The organism is Moritella sp. PE36 (assembly GCF_000170855.1).
Classification (GTDB): domain Bacteria; phylum Pseudomonadota; class Gammaproteobacteria; order Enterobacterales; family Moritellaceae; genus Moritella.
This window is the reverse complement of the sequence record NZ_ABCQ01000030.1, coordinates 34471-51887: the sequence shown is the minus strand read 5'-3', so window position 1 is coordinate 51887 and position 17417 is coordinate 34471. Positions and strand designations below refer to the sequence as shown.

At 40.3% G+C, this 17417-nt stretch carries 14 protein-coding genes; 6 read left to right on the top strand and 8 right to left on the bottom strand.

Features of this window, described 5'->3' with window-relative positions; translation table 11 throughout:
• Window positions 1–305: 305 nt before the first annotated feature.
• The gene (locus PE36_RS15600) at window positions 306–716 is read right to left on the bottom strand and encodes a hypothetical protein (protein ID WP_006033003.1); all 411 of its coding nucleotides are present in this window, start codon (window positions 714–716) and stop codon (window positions 306–308) included.
• A gap of 150 nt (window positions 717–866) precedes the next feature.
• Window positions 867–2540 carry a choice-of-anchor I family protein gene (locus PE36_RS15595; RefSeq protein ID WP_369751265.1) on the bottom strand — a complete coding sequence of 558 codons (1674 nt, stop codon included), beginning with the start codon at window positions 2538–2540 and terminating at the stop codon, window positions 867–869.
• A 267-nt stretch (window positions 2541–2807) separates the two neighbouring features.
• On the opposite strand from PE36_RS15595, the gene PE36_RS15590 reads away from it, so the two are divergent.
• On the top strand, window positions 2808–3107 hold the full coding sequence (locus PE36_RS15590) for a Dabb family protein (protein WP_006033001.1): 300 nt from the start codon (window positions 2808–2810) through the stop codon (window positions 3105–3107).
• A gap of 77 nt (window positions 3108–3184) precedes the next feature.
• Here PE36_RS15590 and metE read toward each other — a convergent pair whose 3' ends face one another.
• The gene (gene metE, locus PE36_RS15585) at window positions 3185–5479 is read right to left on the bottom strand and encodes a 5-methyltetrahydropteroyltriglutamate--homocysteine S-methyltransferase (RefSeq protein ID WP_043994615.1); all 2295 of its coding nucleotides are present in this window, start codon (window positions 5477–5479) and stop codon (window positions 3185–3187) included.
• Between the two features lie 215 nt (window positions 5480–5694).
• On the opposite strand from metE, the gene PE36_RS15580 reads away from it, so the two are divergent.
• A complete protein-coding gene (locus PE36_RS15580; RefSeq protein ID WP_006032999.1) occupies window positions 5695–6612 on the top strand; it encodes a LysR family transcriptional regulator in 918 nt (305 codons plus the stop codon).
• Between the two features lie 69 nt (window positions 6613–6681).
• On the opposite strand, the gene PE36_RS15575 is transcribed toward PE36_RS15580, so the two are convergent.
• The 4 genes from PE36_RS15575 to PE36_RS15560 form a co-directional block, all read right to left on the bottom strand.
• A complete protein-coding gene (locus PE36_RS15575) occupies window positions 6682–7401 on the bottom strand; it encodes a transglutaminase family protein (protein WP_006032998.1) in 720 nt (239 codons plus the stop codon).
• 125 nt (window positions 7402–7526) lie between these two features.
• Window positions 7527–8249, bottom strand: a complete 723-nt coding sequence (locus tag PE36_RS15570) for a helix-turn-helix transcriptional regulator (protein WP_232286596.1) — start codon at window positions 8247–8249, stop codon at window positions 7527–7529.
• A gap of 65 nt (window positions 8250–8314) precedes the next feature.
• A complete protein-coding gene (locus tag PE36_RS15565; RefSeq protein ID WP_006032996.1) occupies window positions 8315–9112 on the bottom strand; it encodes a response regulator in 798 nt (265 codons plus the stop codon).
• A 457-nt stretch (window positions 9113–9569) separates the two neighbouring features.
• Complete coding sequence (locus PE36_RS15560) at window positions 9570–10445, bottom strand: sterol desaturase family protein (RefSeq protein WP_006032995.1); 876 nt, start codon at window positions 10443–10445, stop codon at window positions 9570–9572.
• A gap of 143 nt (window positions 10446–10588) precedes the next feature.
• Between PE36_RS15560 and PE36_RS15555 the strand changes: the two genes are divergently transcribed.
• The 4 genes from PE36_RS15555 (at window position 10589) to PE36_RS24100 (ending at window position 15081) form a co-directional block, all read left to right on the top strand.
• Window positions 10589–11866 carry an imelysin family protein gene (locus PE36_RS15555; protein WP_006032994.1) on the top strand — a complete coding sequence of 426 codons (1278 nt, stop codon included), beginning with the start codon at window positions 10589–10591 and terminating at the stop codon, window positions 11864–11866.
• A 93-nt stretch (window positions 11867–11959) separates the two neighbouring features.
• Window positions 11960–13429, top strand: coding sequence for a di-heme oxidoredictase family protein (locus PE36_RS15550; RefSeq protein WP_006032993.1), 1470 nt, complete (start codon window positions 11960–11962; stop codon window positions 13427–13429).
• 372 nt (window positions 13430–13801) lie between these two features.
• Window positions 13802–14725, top strand: a complete 924-nt coding sequence (locus PE36_RS15545; RefSeq protein ID WP_043994614.1) for a DMT family transporter — start codon at window positions 13802–13804, stop codon at window positions 14723–14725.
• A 134-nt stretch (window positions 14726–14859) separates the two neighbouring features.
• Window positions 14860–15081: a hypothetical protein gene (locus tag PE36_RS24100; protein ID WP_006032990.1), complete on the top strand. Its 222-nt coding sequence runs from the start codon at window positions 14860–14862 to the stop codon at window positions 15079–15081.
• 105 nt (window positions 15082–15186) lie between these two features.
• Here the strand turns inward: PE36_RS24100 and PE36_RS15535 are convergent, their stop codons facing one another.
• On the bottom strand, window positions 15187–16920 hold the full coding sequence (locus PE36_RS15535; RefSeq protein ID WP_043994613.1) for a bifunctional UDP-sugar hydrolase/5'-nucleotidase: 1734 nt from the start codon (window positions 16918–16920) through the stop codon (window positions 15187–15189).
• Between the last annotated feature and the right edge of the window lie 497 nt (window positions 16921–17417).

Genomic DNA, 17417 nt, shown 5'->3' with positions numbered 1-17417 from the left:
GTGCCGAGTGAGCCACCATTGAGGATGATTTATATTATTAGAAACGATGAGTAACATGCGATCTTCAACAGGGTTATAAGTTAAGCTGACTTGGCTCATTCTTAGTCCTTACTGGATGGTATACGTTGTTTTGATATTACTTAATAGTAGTTTTTACATTGTAAAGTGCAAACGCAAATGAAAAACAGTTTTTAGGTAATTGTAATGCGGATTTGATAGATATGCGCTAAGGGCGATAAGCGGGAAATGGATAGAGAATAGGGGGGACTTAGCCCCCTTTAATCAATTATGCAGTCAAAGTATTATTATGCTTCAGCAGTTGCTTTTGCTGGTGCTTTAACAACTTTTTGTACTTTTGCTGGTTCAGTTTTTAGTTCACTGATCATAGTAGCAAGTAAATCAATTTTGCTTTCTACTTCATTCAGTTTTTGACCTTGAACACCAGTAAAACGGCTAGTAATGCTTTGCGCTTTAGTTTCAATTGATTCTAAAGAGATTTTTTTACCTAAAAGTGCAGAAACTTGTTCTTTTACTTTAGGTTCAACTTGCGTACCGCGCTCAACTAGAGATTCAAACAGTTGAGTTGCTTTATCTGATGACTTTGCTGCTTCATCAATGATTGTGCCATAAACACCAAAACCTGCAGTGATAGATGTTTTTGCTGTTTCTTTTGCGACATTGTAGATAGTTTCTACTTGGTTTAGTAAGTTAGCCATGATGATCACTCCTAGTGAAAGTATTTCGGTTAAGGTTTTTTTCAACTGAGTTAATCATATTGGTTTTATTTAGAAATCACATTCCAGAGCGAAATAAAAGATGACAAATTGTAAATAAAAAATGCATCACCTCAGGTAAGGAATTTTAGGTTACTTTTGTAATTGATAAGCAACCGTTGTACCACTGACTTCATTAGCGATTAATAAGAGCGGTTTACCATTTGGGCTTTTATGCGCAGCAATAAATTTCATGCCTTCAGGACCGAGATCGCCAACCACACTTGGGTCCCCCTTTGTCACGACGCCGTCTTCGATCTCAAATTTAGGCGCAAAGTCACGATTAACAATGTAATCAACGAAATAGGCATGTTGTGGTTCGGTAATATCATAAATCATAAAACCGGATGTGCGCTCTAGGCCAATAAAGGCATATTGGCGACCATCAATGCTGCCAAGCGCTAATGCTTCAGGCTCAGGACCTTTATCGTCACTGCGGTTATCGCCTTTGTTTTTACTATTATGGTTATTAAAATTGATCCCTAAGCGGTCAGCGGTAATACGTTCAAAGTCATTGCCACTGTCGAATACTTGTTTGCCTTGTGCATCCCAAATAGAGAAAGACCGTGAACCGTAGCTGTAGATCTTGTCGATGTCACCGTCATTATCGGTATCACCAATACTGGTCGTTACTTTGAGTCGTCCTAGCTGTTTTTTATCTTGAATAGCGTCAAATTGTGGGTGGTTTGTATCGAGTGTTAGTTTACCTGCTCGGGTCTCTTCAGAGAAACCTGCATAATCACGCGCATCACCTTCGTTGGCGGTGACGATGAAATCAGCGCCATCAATACTGTAGCTGGCTATGGTATCAGGCTGGTAAAGACCGTATACACCAGGGTAGGTTTGGATATTTACTTTGCCGTCTTTATCACTGGCATCGAAGGCGTTTTTCGCTAAACCATAATCTTTGCTGCCTAAATCAATAATGCGTTCAACACGTTGTGATTTTAGGTCGATAACAGCAATGGCATTATTCTCTTGCAGTGATACAAACGCTTGTGAACTGTCGTGGGATATAGCGATATATTCAGGTTCAAGGTCTTGGCTAATCGATGATTTTGGACCATTAATTTTTACGCCTTTGGGTAATTCATGATGACGTGCAGATTGAATATTAAAGTCGTTAAAGTTGATATTCGTCGCTTGTTGTTCTGGTACGTTGTTATTGATATTAATGATTGAAATAGAACCTTCTGGATCAACAGTATAAGCATCATTCGGCTCACCTTCATTTGCCACGACAACTTTATTGCCACCATGGGTGAAAACAACATTATCCGGTAGGTAACCAACTTCGACAGCGTGTAAATACGTTGCTTTACCTGTGTTATCGAGTGTATAAAATCCGATAAAACCACGACCTTGGACTGGATTATCTTTGCCGTCTCCTCGTTCGATCGCGACAGCCAGTAAATTATCAAAAATAGCGACACTGTTTACTGAACCTAAGCGCGCCAACTTCAAATCTGACGCTAAGTTTAATGTCGCTCTTTTAGTTAGATTATTAAGAGCCAATGGATCTTTAGCTGCTTGTGCAGAGCCAATTATACTGGCATCGAGAATATCTACTTGGCCACTTTCTGCGTTAACCACGAAAATAGAGTTACTTTGTGGGTGATAATCTAAGATCTCTGCAGCACTCACACCGTATTGGCCTGATTCATAACGCGCCAGCATAGTGACAGCAAGGGGGGATGGTACTTGTTGCTGTGATTGTGCAACAGATGTGGCATTTTGTTTTGCTGTGCAGCCTGTTACAACAGTCATTAGTGCCAGGGCTATGGTTGTGCTTATCAGTGTCTTTTTCATTTTATTCACTTATTTAATTGTTTTTATGAATGCGTATATTGATAAATATAGGGTAGATGTAATGCATATTAGTGATACTTATATGACAATTTTGTGAAATATTGATATTCATCCACCTAAATAAGACATTTAAAGTTATACTTTCGCTTCTTCAAATTCCCAGGTTGCTTAGGTAAATTGTTGCTTGGGTGAATTATTCGTTTGTTAATTAAGGATGGAACAATCATGGCGTTCAAACATATTGTGATGTGGACTTTACTCGACACAGCTAATGGTAATGATAAAAGCACCAATGCTAAATTAGCTAAAGAGGTGCTTGAAGCGCTTAATGGTCAGATCCCTGGGTTACAACGTTTGGAAGTGGGTATTGATTGTCTGCAAGGTGCGGGCTCTTACGATTTAGTATTAATTGCTGATTTAGATTCTCGTGAAACGTTAGATGTATACCAAGATCACCCTGCGCATCAAGCTGTGTTACCAATGATGAAAAGTATTACTAGCAAGCGTGCAGCTGTAGATTACTAATACCTACTATATAAAAATATAGATTGAGAAAGGAGAGCGCGCGCTCTCCTTTTTACTTTCTGGCGTGGCTATAACGCTTAGTTAGAAAATGTATCGCGTAAGTGATGTGCCGCAGTCACCATGTTCTTCAATGCTGCTTCTGTTTCTTTCCAGCCTCGTGTTTTTAGACCGCAATCAGGGTTAACCCATAAGCGTGCCACATCGATGTATTCACTGGCATTAGTGATTAACTGCGTCATCCACTCTACACTTGGTACATTTGGCGAGTGAATATCATAAACACCCGGACCAATATCATTTGGGTAACTAAAATCGGTAAAGGCAGATAACAGTTCCATGTTAGAGCGTGAGGTTTCGATCGTGATCACATCTGCATCTAACGCGGCAATTGACGGCATAATGTCATTAAACTCGCAGTAACACATGTGTGTATGGATCTGGGTATTGTCTCTTACACCTGACGCGCTGATTCGGAAGGCTTTTGTTGACCAATCTAAGTATTCTTGTTGCTCGCTTTTACGTAGCGGTAGTCCTTCACGCAGCGCTGGTTCGTCAATTTGAATCACTTTAATACCGGCATGTTCTAAATCAACCACTTCATCACGAATTGCCAGTGCGATTTGATTGGTTTGTTCTTCACGGCTGATATCATCGCGGGTAAATGACCAACAAAGAATAGTGACTGGGCCTGTTAGCATACCTTTCATTAGCTTGTTGGTTTGCGCTTGAGCATATTTACTCCAAGCTACTGTCATCGGTGCAGGGCGAGAAATATCACCAAAGATGATTGGCGGTTTAACGCAACGCGTACCATAACTTTGTACCCAACCATTTTTAGAAAATGCGAAACCATCGAGTAATTCACCAAAGTATTCCACCATGTCATTACGCTCAGGTTCACCGTGTACCAGTACATCTAGCCCGAGTGCTTCTTGGCGTTTTACGACATCTTTGATTTCTGCTTGCATCTTGGTGATGTATTGATCTTGGCTGATGATATTTTGTTTAAATTGATTACGCGTTTGACGAATATCACTGGTCTGTGGGAATGAGCCAATGGTTGTGGTTGGGAATAGGGGTAAATTCAATTCTTGCTGCTGGCTTGCAATACGCAGGGTAAATGAACTATGACGTTGTGCATCCTGGTCGGTAATTGCAGCAACACGTTCTTTAACCGCTGTGTTGTGAATTCGCGAAGACGTTGCTCGAGATGCAACAACCGCTGTTGATTCCGTTACTCTTGTGGTTAATTGCGCGGTTAACTTTTCCGAATTATCACCGTTTAGCAACGCATTGATGGTGCTAACCTCGGTTAATTTCTGTGTCGCATAAGCTAACCAAGATTTAAGCTCGGTATCGAGTTTGGTTTCGTTATCCAGATCAACAGGGCTATGTTGTAATGAACATGATGAAGCCACCCATAAACGTGCACCTAACGTTGCTTTAGCTTGTTGTAATGAACGTACTGATTTTGCTAAGTCGTTACGCCAAATATTTCGGCCATTGACGATACCGGCAGATAAAATAGCGTGAGCAGGCAGTAACGCTAATGCGGTGTCTAACTGCTCAGGCGCACGTGATAAATCAATATGGAAGCCAGCAACAGGCAATGAGAATGCTAACTCTGCATTATCACCTAGCGCACCAAAGTAACTGGTGAGTAACAGTTTGTTGCTACCTTTCGCTAATTCAGCATAACTGGTTGTCAATGCCTGTTGCCATTCACTTGTTAGATCTTGAACGAGAATAGGCTCTTCAATTTGTAGCCATTCAACACCTTCTGCGGCGATGTTAGCAAGTAGTTGTTTATAGGTTGCAACAAGTTGAGGTAGTAATGTAAGTTTATCAAAATCACTGTTGGTTTTACTTAACCACAGGTAGCTTACTGGACCTAGTAGATTGGCTTTAATTGGGAAACCAAGTGCTTTTGCTTCTTGTAGCTCTTCAATAAGCTGGTTGTAGCTTAACGCGAATTGCTGGTCTTCGTTTAGTTCTGGAACAAGATAGTGATAGTTGGTATCAAACCATTTGGTCATTTCACATGCCGCCGCTTGTTGACCGCAACAAGGGCTAGAACCACGCGCCATATTAAAGAGCGTATCAAGGGTGATCGTTTCTTGTTGATGGCGCTCTGGGATCACACCTAAGGTCGCTGACAATGCCAATACTTGGTCGTACCAAGCAAAGTCACCCACCGTGATGAAGTCTAGCCCAGCATCAATTTGCTGCTGCCAATGTTTAGCGCGCAGTTGTTTACCAACGGCTTCTAACTCAACTTTGGAGATGTCATTTTTCCAATATGACTCAATTGCTTTTTTTAACTCGCGGTCTGCACCGATACGTGGGAAACCTAATATGTGTGATTTAGCCATCTGTAACTCCATTTGCGTAGATGTATTTGTATGCTTGAGCCTTAAACTTTAAATTAAAACGGTAAACTTAAGGTGTAGACGCTTAGCTGTTTAGATGGCTAAAGTATTGAATATTATTTCACATGAATCAAATTCATATTTTTACTGATTAAGTTGAAATTAATTGATGTTGGCATTATGCTAAATTTAGTCATCCGTTTAAAAGGGAATTAACGATGCTCGAAGTTAAGCATTTGAAAACTATTATCGCATTAGAAAATACCGGTTCATTAGTCGAAGCATCTGAAAGTCTTTATATGACGCAATCTGCGTTATCACATCAGATAAAAGATCTTGAAGACCGTTTGAATACGGCATTGTTTATTCGAAAAACCAGACCATTGCGCTTTACCGTTGCAGGGGAGCGGGTACTTAAACTGGCGAAATCAGTGTTACCTATGTTCACCAACACTGAACGTGATATCAGCCGTTTGTTATCAGGTAATGCAGGGCGCTTACATATGGCTATCGAATGTCACAGTTGCTTTCAGTGGCTCATGCCGGCAATTGATGTGTTCCGTGACCACTGGCCAGAAGTAGAGCTTGATTTGACCTCGGGCTTTAGCTTTGCCCCTTTGCCAGCATTAAAGCGGGGTGACGTAGATTTAGTGGTGACGTCCGATCCCCAAGTATTATCAGGTATTCATTACGAACCGCTGTTTAGCTATCAACCGATGCTTGCAGTGAGCCGTCATCATGCTTTAGCGGATAAAGCGTATATCGAGCCAGAGGATCTGAGTGATCAAACGTTGATCACGTATCCTGTAGAGCAGGAGCGATTAGATATTTTTAATCTGTTTTTAGACCCAGCAGGGGTTTCCCCTCATGCTATTCGACATGCGGAATTAACCATCATGATGTTACAGCTGGTGGCGAGTGGCCGCGGTGTTGCGGCATTACCTAATTGGGCGTTAACAGAGTATTTAGAGAAAGATTATATTCTAGCTAAACCACTTGGTGAGGAAAGTTGTTGGACTACGCTATATGCGGCAATCCGTGTAGAGCAGCTGGAAATGCCATACATGAGTGAGTTTTTAAAAGATGCCAAAGCCAGCTCATTTCAGCAGTTGAAAGGGATAAAAATAGCGAGTTAATTGTAATCTCTCGATGTAAAGGGATCTTATGATCCCACGTGTAGCTTGCGTGTTTTATAAGTATAATTGTTAGGCGGTTACTTTCATTCTTCGAATTCGTTTAACATTCGCATTCATCAAATAGCGCAGCAGATAGCGAAACAATGGTTTTTTAATACCGGTGAGATTACTGCCTTTTTCTTTGTAAAAATCATCGGGTTGATCATATAAGCCAAAGTCATCCGCAATCCCTTCTTTTTGTATATAAGTACTATTTCCTTGCCATTCATTGTCTGGTTTTTTTAAGCAAGCAGTGGCAATAGCAAAGCCACTAAACGATTCACATTGATCTGGAAATTGAGCTTGAATGACGGATAGATATTGACTGTCAATAATGTAACCTTCCAAATCTAACCAGCGCCCTTCGAAATATATTTCGACCCAACTGTGAATTATTTTTTTTGGTGAGAAACTAAACATGTAGGCTGGAATTGCGCCACGTTGTAGCTCGTTGAAGATTGTAAAGCCATGAAATCTAGTTTGGATGTTTAACGCGCGCAATAATGCCATCAATAACGTGCCCTTAGTATTACACTGACCATAACCATCTTTTAATACTTGGCTGGCCGTTAATGTATCATCACGGTTGTAGCCGAATGCGATATCATCACGAACAAAATTGTATACTGCGCCAATGGCATCGTATTGAGAAAGATCTCGCCATCCATGCTGGGTGATTAATTGTTGAATATCCTTGTTGAAATAATCCAACATAGGGGTTGTTTTAAGATAGGTCTGATTAGCTGTCATGATGATTTACTCCGTTCACAGGTTTGAGTGATTAGAATAAGTTAAGCTGTGAGTTAAAAATTGAATAAACTGGCTAAGTTATTAACTTTCTATTTAGATATGTATTTCGTGGGGTATTCAATAATTTAGAGCAATGACGATTTGGCGTCACGTAATGTCATTCCAAATATGTTGTGAAATGTTCTGCTTAAGTGTGCGCTATCGGAAAATCCGGCGAGGTAGGCCGCTTCTGTGGCATTATTTCCGTGTTTTATTGCCTCAACAGCACAAAGCAGGCGTCGCCATAATAGATAAGGTCGCCACGCGATCCCCATTTCTTGTCTAAACAGATGTAGGAATCGACTTTCAGAAATGGCTAATTCACTTGCGACTTCATGCGCTCGCCAACGACTTGGTTTTAAACATTCACTGCCAAAGCAATCATTAAGTTTATTAACTAGCTGTTTTATTCTGTGGTCTAGTTGCTGACCGTCAATATTCAAAAGTTCAGCTGTTTTCTGCCAGTTAATATTAAGGGCGAGAAGTAGGGGAGTGAGTAAGGCTATTGGGGTGGTTGAGTCTGCCATTGGCTGGATTTTAGCGGAAGAAAAGTATGCTAAATCGGTTATTTTTCGAAACCTTGCTCCTTGTAAATATTCAGAGAGTAAAACACCTAACCAGGATTGTGGCTCAACTAAAATAACCCAGCCTTCTTGCATCACTAATCTGTGTTCAATATCGGAAGCAAGAACGAGGGGCTTTGTTATTTGTGTTTCAAGCAGTGTGACATTTGAGTTTGCACTGGGCCAGACGATTTGTATGGCATTATGTTTATGCGGTTTGGCTTCAACGGAAGCGCCATATAACATAAAAATTCCCGGTATAGCCCAGAGGTTCGGTATCATTGTAATTGCAGCTGCTTGTTTATTAAAAATTATTGTTCATTTAACAGTTGTTGCACCAGCATTCTAACCGTATCAATATCAAAAGGTTTATCACACAGTGCAGAGACACCGGCTTGTTTTACCGCGCTTAACTGCGCACTGCCTTCTTCAGATGTTACCATCAAGATTGGTAGGTATGATAATTCTGGGTTTGTTCTGATCTTCTCAACTAACTCTTTGCCATCCATTTCTGGCATATTGTAATCGGTCACAATCAAATCGAAGGTATTTTGTGCCAAATATTCTAATGCTTCAACGCCATTTTCAGCGGTTGTCACCCCCACAATACCCATACTGAAGAGTACACGACAGATATGCTTTCTTGCCGTTAAACTATCATCGACAACAAGTATTTTTAATGTGGTTACATCGTATAAATCCAGCTCTATTTCTTCTGGTTCAATGAAGCTAAGCGTGGCATTGAGGGCGCGTTGTAAATCAACAAATTTAAACGGCTTGGGTAAAATTGCGATAGCGCCAGCTTGTTTCACTTTATCTAACACAGAAAATCGTTGTTCACTCGAAATGAGCATAAAGGCAATATTTTCGGTGAGAATATTTGATTTAACGAATTCAGCAAGTTCAGCCCCCGAACCATCTTCAAAATACATAGCACTAATGATCAAATCAGGAATGAATCCAGTTAAACTTTGCTTTGCTTGTGCGATTGAGGATACACACTCGATGTTATCAACACCGGCATCCTGCAATTGTGTAGTGATAAACCTGCTTTGTGTAGTGGAAGGCTCAATTAATAAAATAGACAGGTCACGAATTTCAAGACTCATATGATCCCTTTTTATATAAGTTTATATTACGAATAAGTAGCCAATATCATGACAAATATGACTTTGTAGACACTATAAATTATCGTGACCGAGTAAGCTAGTGTAGCACTACCGCTATGCATCGTGACCTTGATTACTAATTTATAATTACGGGCACTTGATAGGTTTCAATGCATTGATTTTTAAAATAGTTTAAGTTATTTCTATTGAATTTTTATCATAACAGTGGGGATAAAATAAAATGACCAGATTCTTCTTTGTATTGTCAGTATGGTTATTAGTGGGTTGCTCTCAATGATAGGTTAACCGAACATTGCGCTAGTTGGCAGCCTACTTCTGGGGTTTACGACTGCGGCGTATACCTAACATCGGACCGTTATGGTATTCACTTTGTTGACCACTACAGTTTTCACTCTCTACAAATGTTCTTAATCGTATTGGAACCTCACGAATAAAATTAACTTTTAATACCCCACCACTGCTGTTTAAAAGTTTGTCGATCAATGGCTTTTTTGTCAATCCCAAAAGCGTTGACTGATTGTCCTTCGCTGAGTAGCAATGAATTAAATGAATAATCCCAAATTGCCAATGCGGAACCAAAGTTTTTATCAAAATGTTGTGTTGCTGCACTGTGGTGAATTTGATGCTGTGCAGGGCTGATAAATAGATATTCGCATTTAGCAAACCCTAGCCAAACAGGGCTATGCCGTAAATTACTCGCGGCAATATTAAAGATAAAAACAAATAGATTAACCCCTAATATTTGGCTAATACCCAGCGGGTTTTTAAACAGATAAATAAACAAACCACTCATCATTGCGCCGATGAATAAACTACGCAGGCTATTAATTAACATCTCCACTGGATGAATACGGTACAAGGTCAAAGGCGTCATCGTGGTTGCACTGTGGTGTACGGCATGAAAACGCCATAAAAAACGGATTTTATGGAAGGAAAAGTGAACTAAAAACTTCCCAAAGTCTTGGCCGATAAACAGGCTAAAGGTAAAAAATACGACCAGCAATGACTGATTTATTTCCCAATAATTTCCTGTTCCAAATAAAGTATTTAAAAAATTATTAATGGATAACGCATAACTGACTTGTAAGGCTAATAACGGCACGACCAAAAATTTAAAAATCCATTGATTGATAAACAACCAGCAGACATCGACCAAGCTGGATTGATTAAACCACAGCTTTACTGAAAATAACTGTTTACCAGAAATAAAAAGAGCAACAAGACCGCTAGTTAAAAGATATAACCAGTATATACGCTTGTCTGCTTCAAATAAAAAAAACCAAGGGGAGATAAAATGTTCTAACCAATTCAAATTGTTACCACTCTCTGTGTAAGCATAAATTTGTTTATATATTTAGCAAAAGCTTGCATTAACTAATGATAATAATTATTATTCGCCAATGCAAATAACTATCATTATATTATGATGTAAATCAAAACAAGGAAGATAGCTTCATGTTAAACAAAAAAATCATTGCTGCTGCACTATCAGCTGCTGTTGTTCTTACTGCATGTGCCGAGCAAGCAGAAGATCACGAGCCGGCAACGATAACCGTCACTGAGCAGGATGTAAAAGATAACTACATCATGATGGCACACGCCGCTTATGCAGATTCATTGACGACCGCGTTAACTCTGCAAGCAAAAGTAGAGACCTTGTTAGCCGCACCGACAGTGCAAAATTTAGACAATGCGAAAGAAGCGTATAAACTTGCACGTGTGCCGTATCAGCAGTCAGAAATTCTACGCTGGGATACGGATATCACTATCAATGCGGGTCTTGATAAAGACGGCGGCCTAAACAGCGTTGATGAATGGGAAGGGCAAGTGAATGCATGGCCTTTAGATGAGCAAGCTATTGATTACGTTGAAGGTAATGAAAACTCCGGCATCATTAATCAAAAAAATGGTGCTGATATCACTATTGATTACCTCATTGCACAAAACGGTGTTGGCGGTGAAGCAAACGTAACAACTGGTTTTCACGCAATTGAATTCTTACTTTGGGGTCAAGATTTAAACGGCACTAAAGCAGGTGCGGGTGAGCGTAGTGTTAACGATTTCCAAATGGATAAAAGCGGAACATGTAGCGCATCTAACTGTGACCGTCGCCGTGATTACTTGAATGTTGTAACACAACTGCTTGTTGATGACTTAACAGCAATGACTGCAGAGTGGACAGAGCAAGCGGCTGACACTAAAGGCACACTGGCAAATAATTTTAAAACCTCAGCAGATGGTATCCGTTATATGTTATTTGCCATGAAAGCAATGGCAACCGATGAGTTAGCATCAGCACGTATGAATGAAGGGTTAGAAGGTTTAGATCCGGAGCAGGAACATGACTGTTTCAGTGATTTAAGCCACGTTGCCATTTATTATAACCTACAAAGTGTACGCAACGTATTTTACGGTAGTTACCAAACTATCGATGGTGAGAAAGTCTCAGGTGCGAGCCTAGCTGATTTTATCAATCAACAAAATCCAGCTTTATTTAAACAATTTGATGATGCTTTAAACGCAATCGAAAAAAATATGCTGGTGGTTTACAATGCAGGGGAACAAGCAGAGCCTATCCGTTTTGATCAAATTATCGGCCAAGCAGATGATGCACCTGAGAAAAAGGCAGCATATGCGGCAGTTTACCAATTAGTAGACTTGCAATCCTCTTTCAATTCGGTGGAAGAGCTGTTATCACTACAAGCCTTGAATTTATCTGGTAGTGGTGACTAATATTTCCCAGTAAATCCCTTTAGCTTAAGACAGTCCTTAGTAAAATAAGCGCTGTCTTTTTAGTTTGTAACAAATAAAAAACAAGTAATCATCATGAAAAAAATCACCCTTTCATTATTAGCGCTTTTTTCCGTTAATTGCCTGGCAGCAGAGAACATCGATAAACAGCAGCATCTTTCTGCAGGTGAAACCAGTGTTAAAAGTATATATGCCTCTGCCTTCTCTTCACATTCAGCCAATATTAAAACCGCGAAACAAATATTAAAATTTAACGGCGGTAATAAATTCTTCGAAGAGCCATGGGCACAAAGTGCAGGGTCAGTTAGCTCACAAGACGGTTTAGGGCCATTGTTTAATAATAATGCCTGTCAGGACTGTCATATTCGTGATGGTCGAGGTCATGCCTCACAAGCCGACATCGGTAAAAAAGGTACCGATTTTAATAGCATGTTATTACGTGCTTCAAAAAGTGTGATCACTGCTGAACAAAAAAAAGCAATCCAGCAATCATTAATGGCAAATGTGGCTGATAGCTGTATCGGCGGACAATTGCAACACCAAGCAAACTTCGCTATTCAAGAAGAAGCCAGCCAAGCGGTCAGTTATGAATATTTAACTGTTAAATTTACCGATGGTTTTGCGGTGGAACTACGCAAACCAACCTGGCATGTTAAAGCCAACGGCTGTGAAATCGAAGAAGATACAGTGCTGTCTGCTCGAGTTGCACCACCTATGATAGGGTTAGGGTTAATAGCATTAATTGACGAACAGCAGATTGTTGCAAAACAAGATATTGAAGATAGCAACAAAGATGGTATTTCTGGCCGCGCTAACTACGTTTGGTCCGTTGCAGATGAAAACATCAGGTTAGGCCGTTTCGGTTGGAAAGCCGGTCAACCGACTATTCGTCAGCAAGCCGCCGGCGCGTTTTTAGGGGATATGGGTTTAACCACAGACCTTTTCCAAACAGAAAATTGTTTACCGCACCAAAAAGATTGTAAATCATCACCTAACGGTAATGGCGATATGGTTTCTGAGTATGACTATGAGGTATCAACTAAGGTATTAGACAAAGTGACTTTTTATTCGAACCATTTATCAGTGCCGCAACGTCGTAACGCTTATGCAAGCAATATATTAGCAGGCAAAAAAGTGTTTAACGAGATTGGCTGTAACCAGTGCCACACCGAGAGTTACACTACGATGGTATCAACCGAGTTTCCAGAGCTATCCGAGCAGAAGATCTACCCTTACACGGATATGTTATTACATGATATGGGTTTGGAATTAACTGACTTTGATAAACACAGTCAGTTTGTAGAAGGTGATATCCAGGTGGAATTTTTAGCGCAAGCTAATGAATGGCGTACCTCACCGCTTTGGGGATTAGGCCTTGCCCAAACCGTTGATCCACGTGCAACTTTCTTACACGATGGCCGCGCCCGCTCTATTTTAGAAGCTGTATTATGGCATGGTGGTGAAGCAGAAAAGCACAAACAAGCAGTATTAACACTCAACAAATCTGATCGAGAGAACCTTATATCATTCTTGAAAGACTTATAAGCCGGAACATAACGGCAGCACTCCCAATTTTCTCATATGAGGATTGGGAGTGATTTTTCACATCACAACTACTTACCTCCCCATATTAGGCGCTGCCCATACAAGTCTAATGGGTGAGTGATATATTGCCTCAAGCAGCTCAATTCGATTTCAGATGGTATGGTTATGGTGTAATCCTACTTAGCTGTTAATCAAACTTATCTAACCGCATCTCAGTTCATGTTTCCATCCGTTTCCTGCTGAGTAATTTCTATTAACATTAAATACAGCTTTAAATATAGAAAACAGAAGAAAGGCGCAAGAATCAGATTTTTATTTTTCGACACTTAGCTAATATGGTTAAATACAAATTAACACAGAGTGGGACTCATTATGACATCTTCTATTAACACCTCAATGAATGCACGCGTATGGGCGATGCTTATTTTGCTTTCCATGCTATGGGGAGGATCGTTTTTTTTCGTCGGTATAGTTGTGACAGAGCTTCCTCTGTTGACAATTGTTACCCTTAGAGTGGGGATTGCTGCCATGACGTTATGGGTTATTGCTCTAATGATTGGACTTCGGCCACCCAAGAAACTAAGTGTATGGGGAGCTTTTCTAGGGATGGGATTGCTAAATAACGTGTTCCCATTTGCGCTGATTGTGTGGGGACAAACTCAAATCGCATCTGGACTGGCATCTATTCTTAACGCAGCCACACCCATTTTTACCGTTGTGGTGGCAGGATTATTGCTATCTGATGAACGTCCTACTCCATTAAAACTTGCCGGGGTAGCCGTTGGATTTATAGGTGTTGTTGTTATGATTGGACTCCCTGCTTTAAGTGGCAATGGCAGTTTACCTGCTCAGTTGGCCGTTATTGCTGCCGCTTTGTCTTATGCCTTTGCAGGTGTTTATGGTCGCCGATTTAAAGCTATGGGCATAAACCCCATTATTACTGCCGCAGGGCAAGTTACAGCATCCACACTAGTATTGTTTCCTATTGCCTTAATTGTAGATGGTCAATTTGATGTTGTTGGAATTAGCTTAGAAACATGGTCTGCGATTGCAGGACTTGCCGTTCTCTCGACTGCAATTGCCTATGTTATCTACTTCAAAATACTGGAGTTGGCAGGAGCAACTAATGTTTTATTGGTTACGTTATTGGTTCCTGTCTCGGCTATTTTGCTAGGTTCGCTGTACCTAAATGAATCCTTGGAGACTATTCATTTTGTTGGGATGTTGCTGATTGCTCTGGGCTTGTCTGCCATAGATGGAAGATTATGGGCTCGAGTTAAATCTGCTAGGGCTTAATTTTCAGTATTGGAAACAGAATAATATGGATGAAAAAACGATAATTCGTGGACTAGAAGCGCTTAGCCTAATAGATAAAGATCTTGAAAAGGCATTTAAAGAATTAGGGGCTCCACCCGCTCGAATAAATCCTCATGGATTTGAGTCCTTACTATTTACAATTGTTAGTCAGCAATTATCTACGCAGTAGCCGCTGTAATTATGGACCGTGTGGTTTCTCTGATGCAATCAAGGCTATCACTAGTCTAAAAGGGGTTGGTTGCTGGAATGCCGAGATTTATTTGATGCTTTATCTAGAGCGACAAGATATTTTCCCTGCTGATGACTTGGGGTTATTAGTCGCTCGTTTTGGATAAATTAACAGTAACATCACCTTATTCCCATCTTTGTCGAATTAACTAAATACGCTAAGTCATTCCTGTCTAGGTATGGTTTAGCGCATCTATTCATCAATTATATGTTCACATCGGTTTGCCATACCACAACTGCTCACGTGAAGACGATTTATAGTCTGTTTGGATAAAATCAATGAAGCAATCTGCCATCGAATATTGGGTAACAATGCCATCAGCTTCCATCATGGTTAATGCTTCATAACCTTCTTTACCTTTCATGGTATAAGCGGAGGAGCTTCCGTGATAAATCATTTCATGATCAATATCGTTCCAACCATCTTCTTCCGTATAGATAGTAAGTTTAGTAATTCGCTTACCAAGGGGGCGTTCGGCATAATAGCTAAAATTCAGATTGTAGGTATAAGGGTAGCTTCCCGAACCAGAGCCAAGAACCCCATTATTGGTGGCGTTGTTGATTGCACCCTCTAGTGCCTGTGCGATATATTTGCCTTTGATGCGATAAACACCAATGGGAACGGCAAAGGGAAGTAGCTTACCTGCAATATCACCAATTGAAATATTACCGCGGTGTAAAGACGTTCTCACACCTCCAGCATTATGAATTGCAAAGTCGACTCGATGACCATTTTTATTCATCATATGAGCAAAAGATTCGGCTACTAGCGGGGCAATATCACTGCCTCCCTTCAGATCGGGAACGCGGATATGTCGCATATCCTCTGCTAACTTAGCAATCACAGTATTTTGCAGTTTACGTACTTTCGGGATATATTTATCCTGTAGCAAGCTTTGTAGTGTCGGATCTTTTTTACACACAACCACGTTTTCATGTTGAGTGAGGTAGAGGCTCGCTTTTGCATGGATTTCATCATCATTGGCTGTTAACAAGCTCGCATCAATACAAAGTCGGCGACCAATAAGCAGCTCATTTTTGCCCTTGAAAGTGCTCACCGAACCATCGGCTGCGAAATCAATGTCACAGTGGCCAAGTGCCTGTGAGTGAAATCCCGCTTGAACAATATAAGTACCATTAACCTGATATCCGTATTCAGATTCTTTTTTCAGTCCTAAGTCACTAAAATCTCCGAGAAGGGTGTGGCTATGACCGCCAACAATCAAACTGATATCATCCACTTCTTTAGCTAATTCACAATCACCATCAAAACCAAGATGACTCACTAATATTATCTTATTAATACCTGATTTCCGGATAGCCCGAACAGTATTTTTGGCGGTTTCAAAGGCATTAATAAATGGCGTGTCCGGATCTACATTCGCTATATCAGCCATCTTATCCAATGACACCCCGAATATAGCAACGGGCTCGTCATCTACAACACGAGTCATCCAGCGTGCAGTCTGCTGAGCAGCCTGATAAGAGAATAAGTTAGATCGCCCGTTTAAATGATGAGACTTCGTTTTTATTTCGTTAGAAAGGTCCCAGTTACCAGCTAACAGTGGGAACTGAATACGATCTAAAAATGTAGCCACAGGTTCATTGCCCATATCGAGTTCATGGTTACCAATTGTCATCACATCAATGCCCAGTGCATTGAGCATATCTGAGTTGGCCTTACCTTTAAATAGCGAGAAATAGAGCGTCCCCTGAAAGCAATCTCCAGCATGAACAAATATAAAATCTCGATTATTTTTCAGGGCAGTCGCTTTAAGTTGTTTAGCTCTGGTCGCTATACGGGAAAACCCGCCATTACTAACATAAGGCGATATACTTTTTCCCTCAATGTTAAGCTGTAACTGCAGTGACTGAGGTTCAAAGTAGGAGTGCGTATCATTTATATGTGCGAGTGTTATCCTAACTGGCTTATTATTCTTTATCATTATTTTCCAATTTTCATCGTTCGTTGTCACTGAATGGAAAGCCTTTTCAGATAAGTTTAACATATTCGATTAAGGTTTTTTCTGTAAAGACTGTACAGCAAAAATTTTAAAAAACATTATAATAACTCTAATTCGATTCTGCCCCTTTTTGGCTTAGAGCTTCAACTCACCAACTATATGTTCACATCGGTTTGCCATATATTTTCTCATGTGATGGATTGGAGTGATTTGTCATATCACAACTGCACACGCTATTTTGCCCCTGTAGCGACTTGTATCCCATATTAAAAAAGCATTAGAAACAAGCTTTTTAATAAAAATTAACGTGAAAGTGAGATTCACCATAACAGTGCAAAATGATCCATCCAGAATTACGGGTTAAAATTGGTTTTAAAGGGGTAAAATAAGCGTTAGAGAGGACTTTTTTCCTGAATAGTGAAATGACTGTTAGGGCAAGTTTAAAATGTCACATCGGTTATTTATTTAGAAATGTCACA

Excerpts from the sequence above, each read along its gene's own strand:
- PE36_RS15600 (WP_006033003.1), bottom strand. The coding sequence starts at position 716 with ATGGCTAACTTACTAAACCAAGTAGAAACTATCTACAATGTCGCAAAA.
- PE36_RS15595 (WP_369751265.1), bottom strand. The coding sequence starts at position 2,540 with ATGACTGTTGTAACAGGCTGCACAGCAAAACAAAATGCCACATCTGTT.
- PE36_RS15590 (WP_006033001.1), top strand. The coding sequence starts at position 2,808 with ATGGCGTTCAAACATATTGTGATGTGGACTTTACTCGACACAGCTAAT.
- metE (WP_043994615.1), bottom strand. The coding sequence starts at position 5,479 with ATGGCTAAATCACACATATTAGGTTTCCCACGTATCGGTGCAGACCGC.
- PE36_RS15580 (WP_006032999.1), top strand. The coding sequence starts at position 5,695 with ATGCTCGAAGTTAAGCATTTGAAAACTATTATCGCATTAGAAAATACC.
- PE36_RS15575 (WP_006032998.1), bottom strand. The coding sequence starts at position 7,401 with ATGACAGCTAATCAGACCTATCTTAAAACAACCCCTATGTTGGATTAT.
- PE36_RS15570 (WP_232286596.1), bottom strand. The coding sequence starts at position 8,249 with ATGTTATATGGCGCTTCCGTTGAAGCCAAACCGCATAAACATAATGCC.
- PE36_RS15565 (WP_006032996.1), bottom strand. The coding sequence starts at position 9,112 with ATGAGTCTTGAAATTCGTGACCTGTCTATTTTATTAATTGAGCCTTCC.
- PE36_RS15555 (WP_006032994.1), top strand. The coding sequence starts at position 10,589 with ATGTTAAACAAAAAAATCATTGCTGCTGCACTATCAGCTGCTGTTGTT.
- PE36_RS15550 (WP_006032993.1), top strand. The coding sequence starts at position 11,960 with ATGAAAAAAATCACCCTTTCATTATTAGCGCTTTTTTCCGTTAATTGC.
- PE36_RS15545 (WP_043994614.1), top strand. The coding sequence starts at position 13,802 with ATGACATCTTCTATTAACACCTCAATGAATGCACGCGTATGGGCGATG.
- PE36_RS24100 (WP_006032990.1), top strand. The coding sequence starts at position 14,860 with ATGGATTTGAGTCCTTACTATTTACAATTGTTAGTCAGCAATTATCTA.
- PE36_RS15535 (WP_043994613.1), bottom strand. The coding sequence starts at position 16,920 with ATGATAAAGAATAATAAGCCAGTTAGGATAACACTCGCACATATAAAT.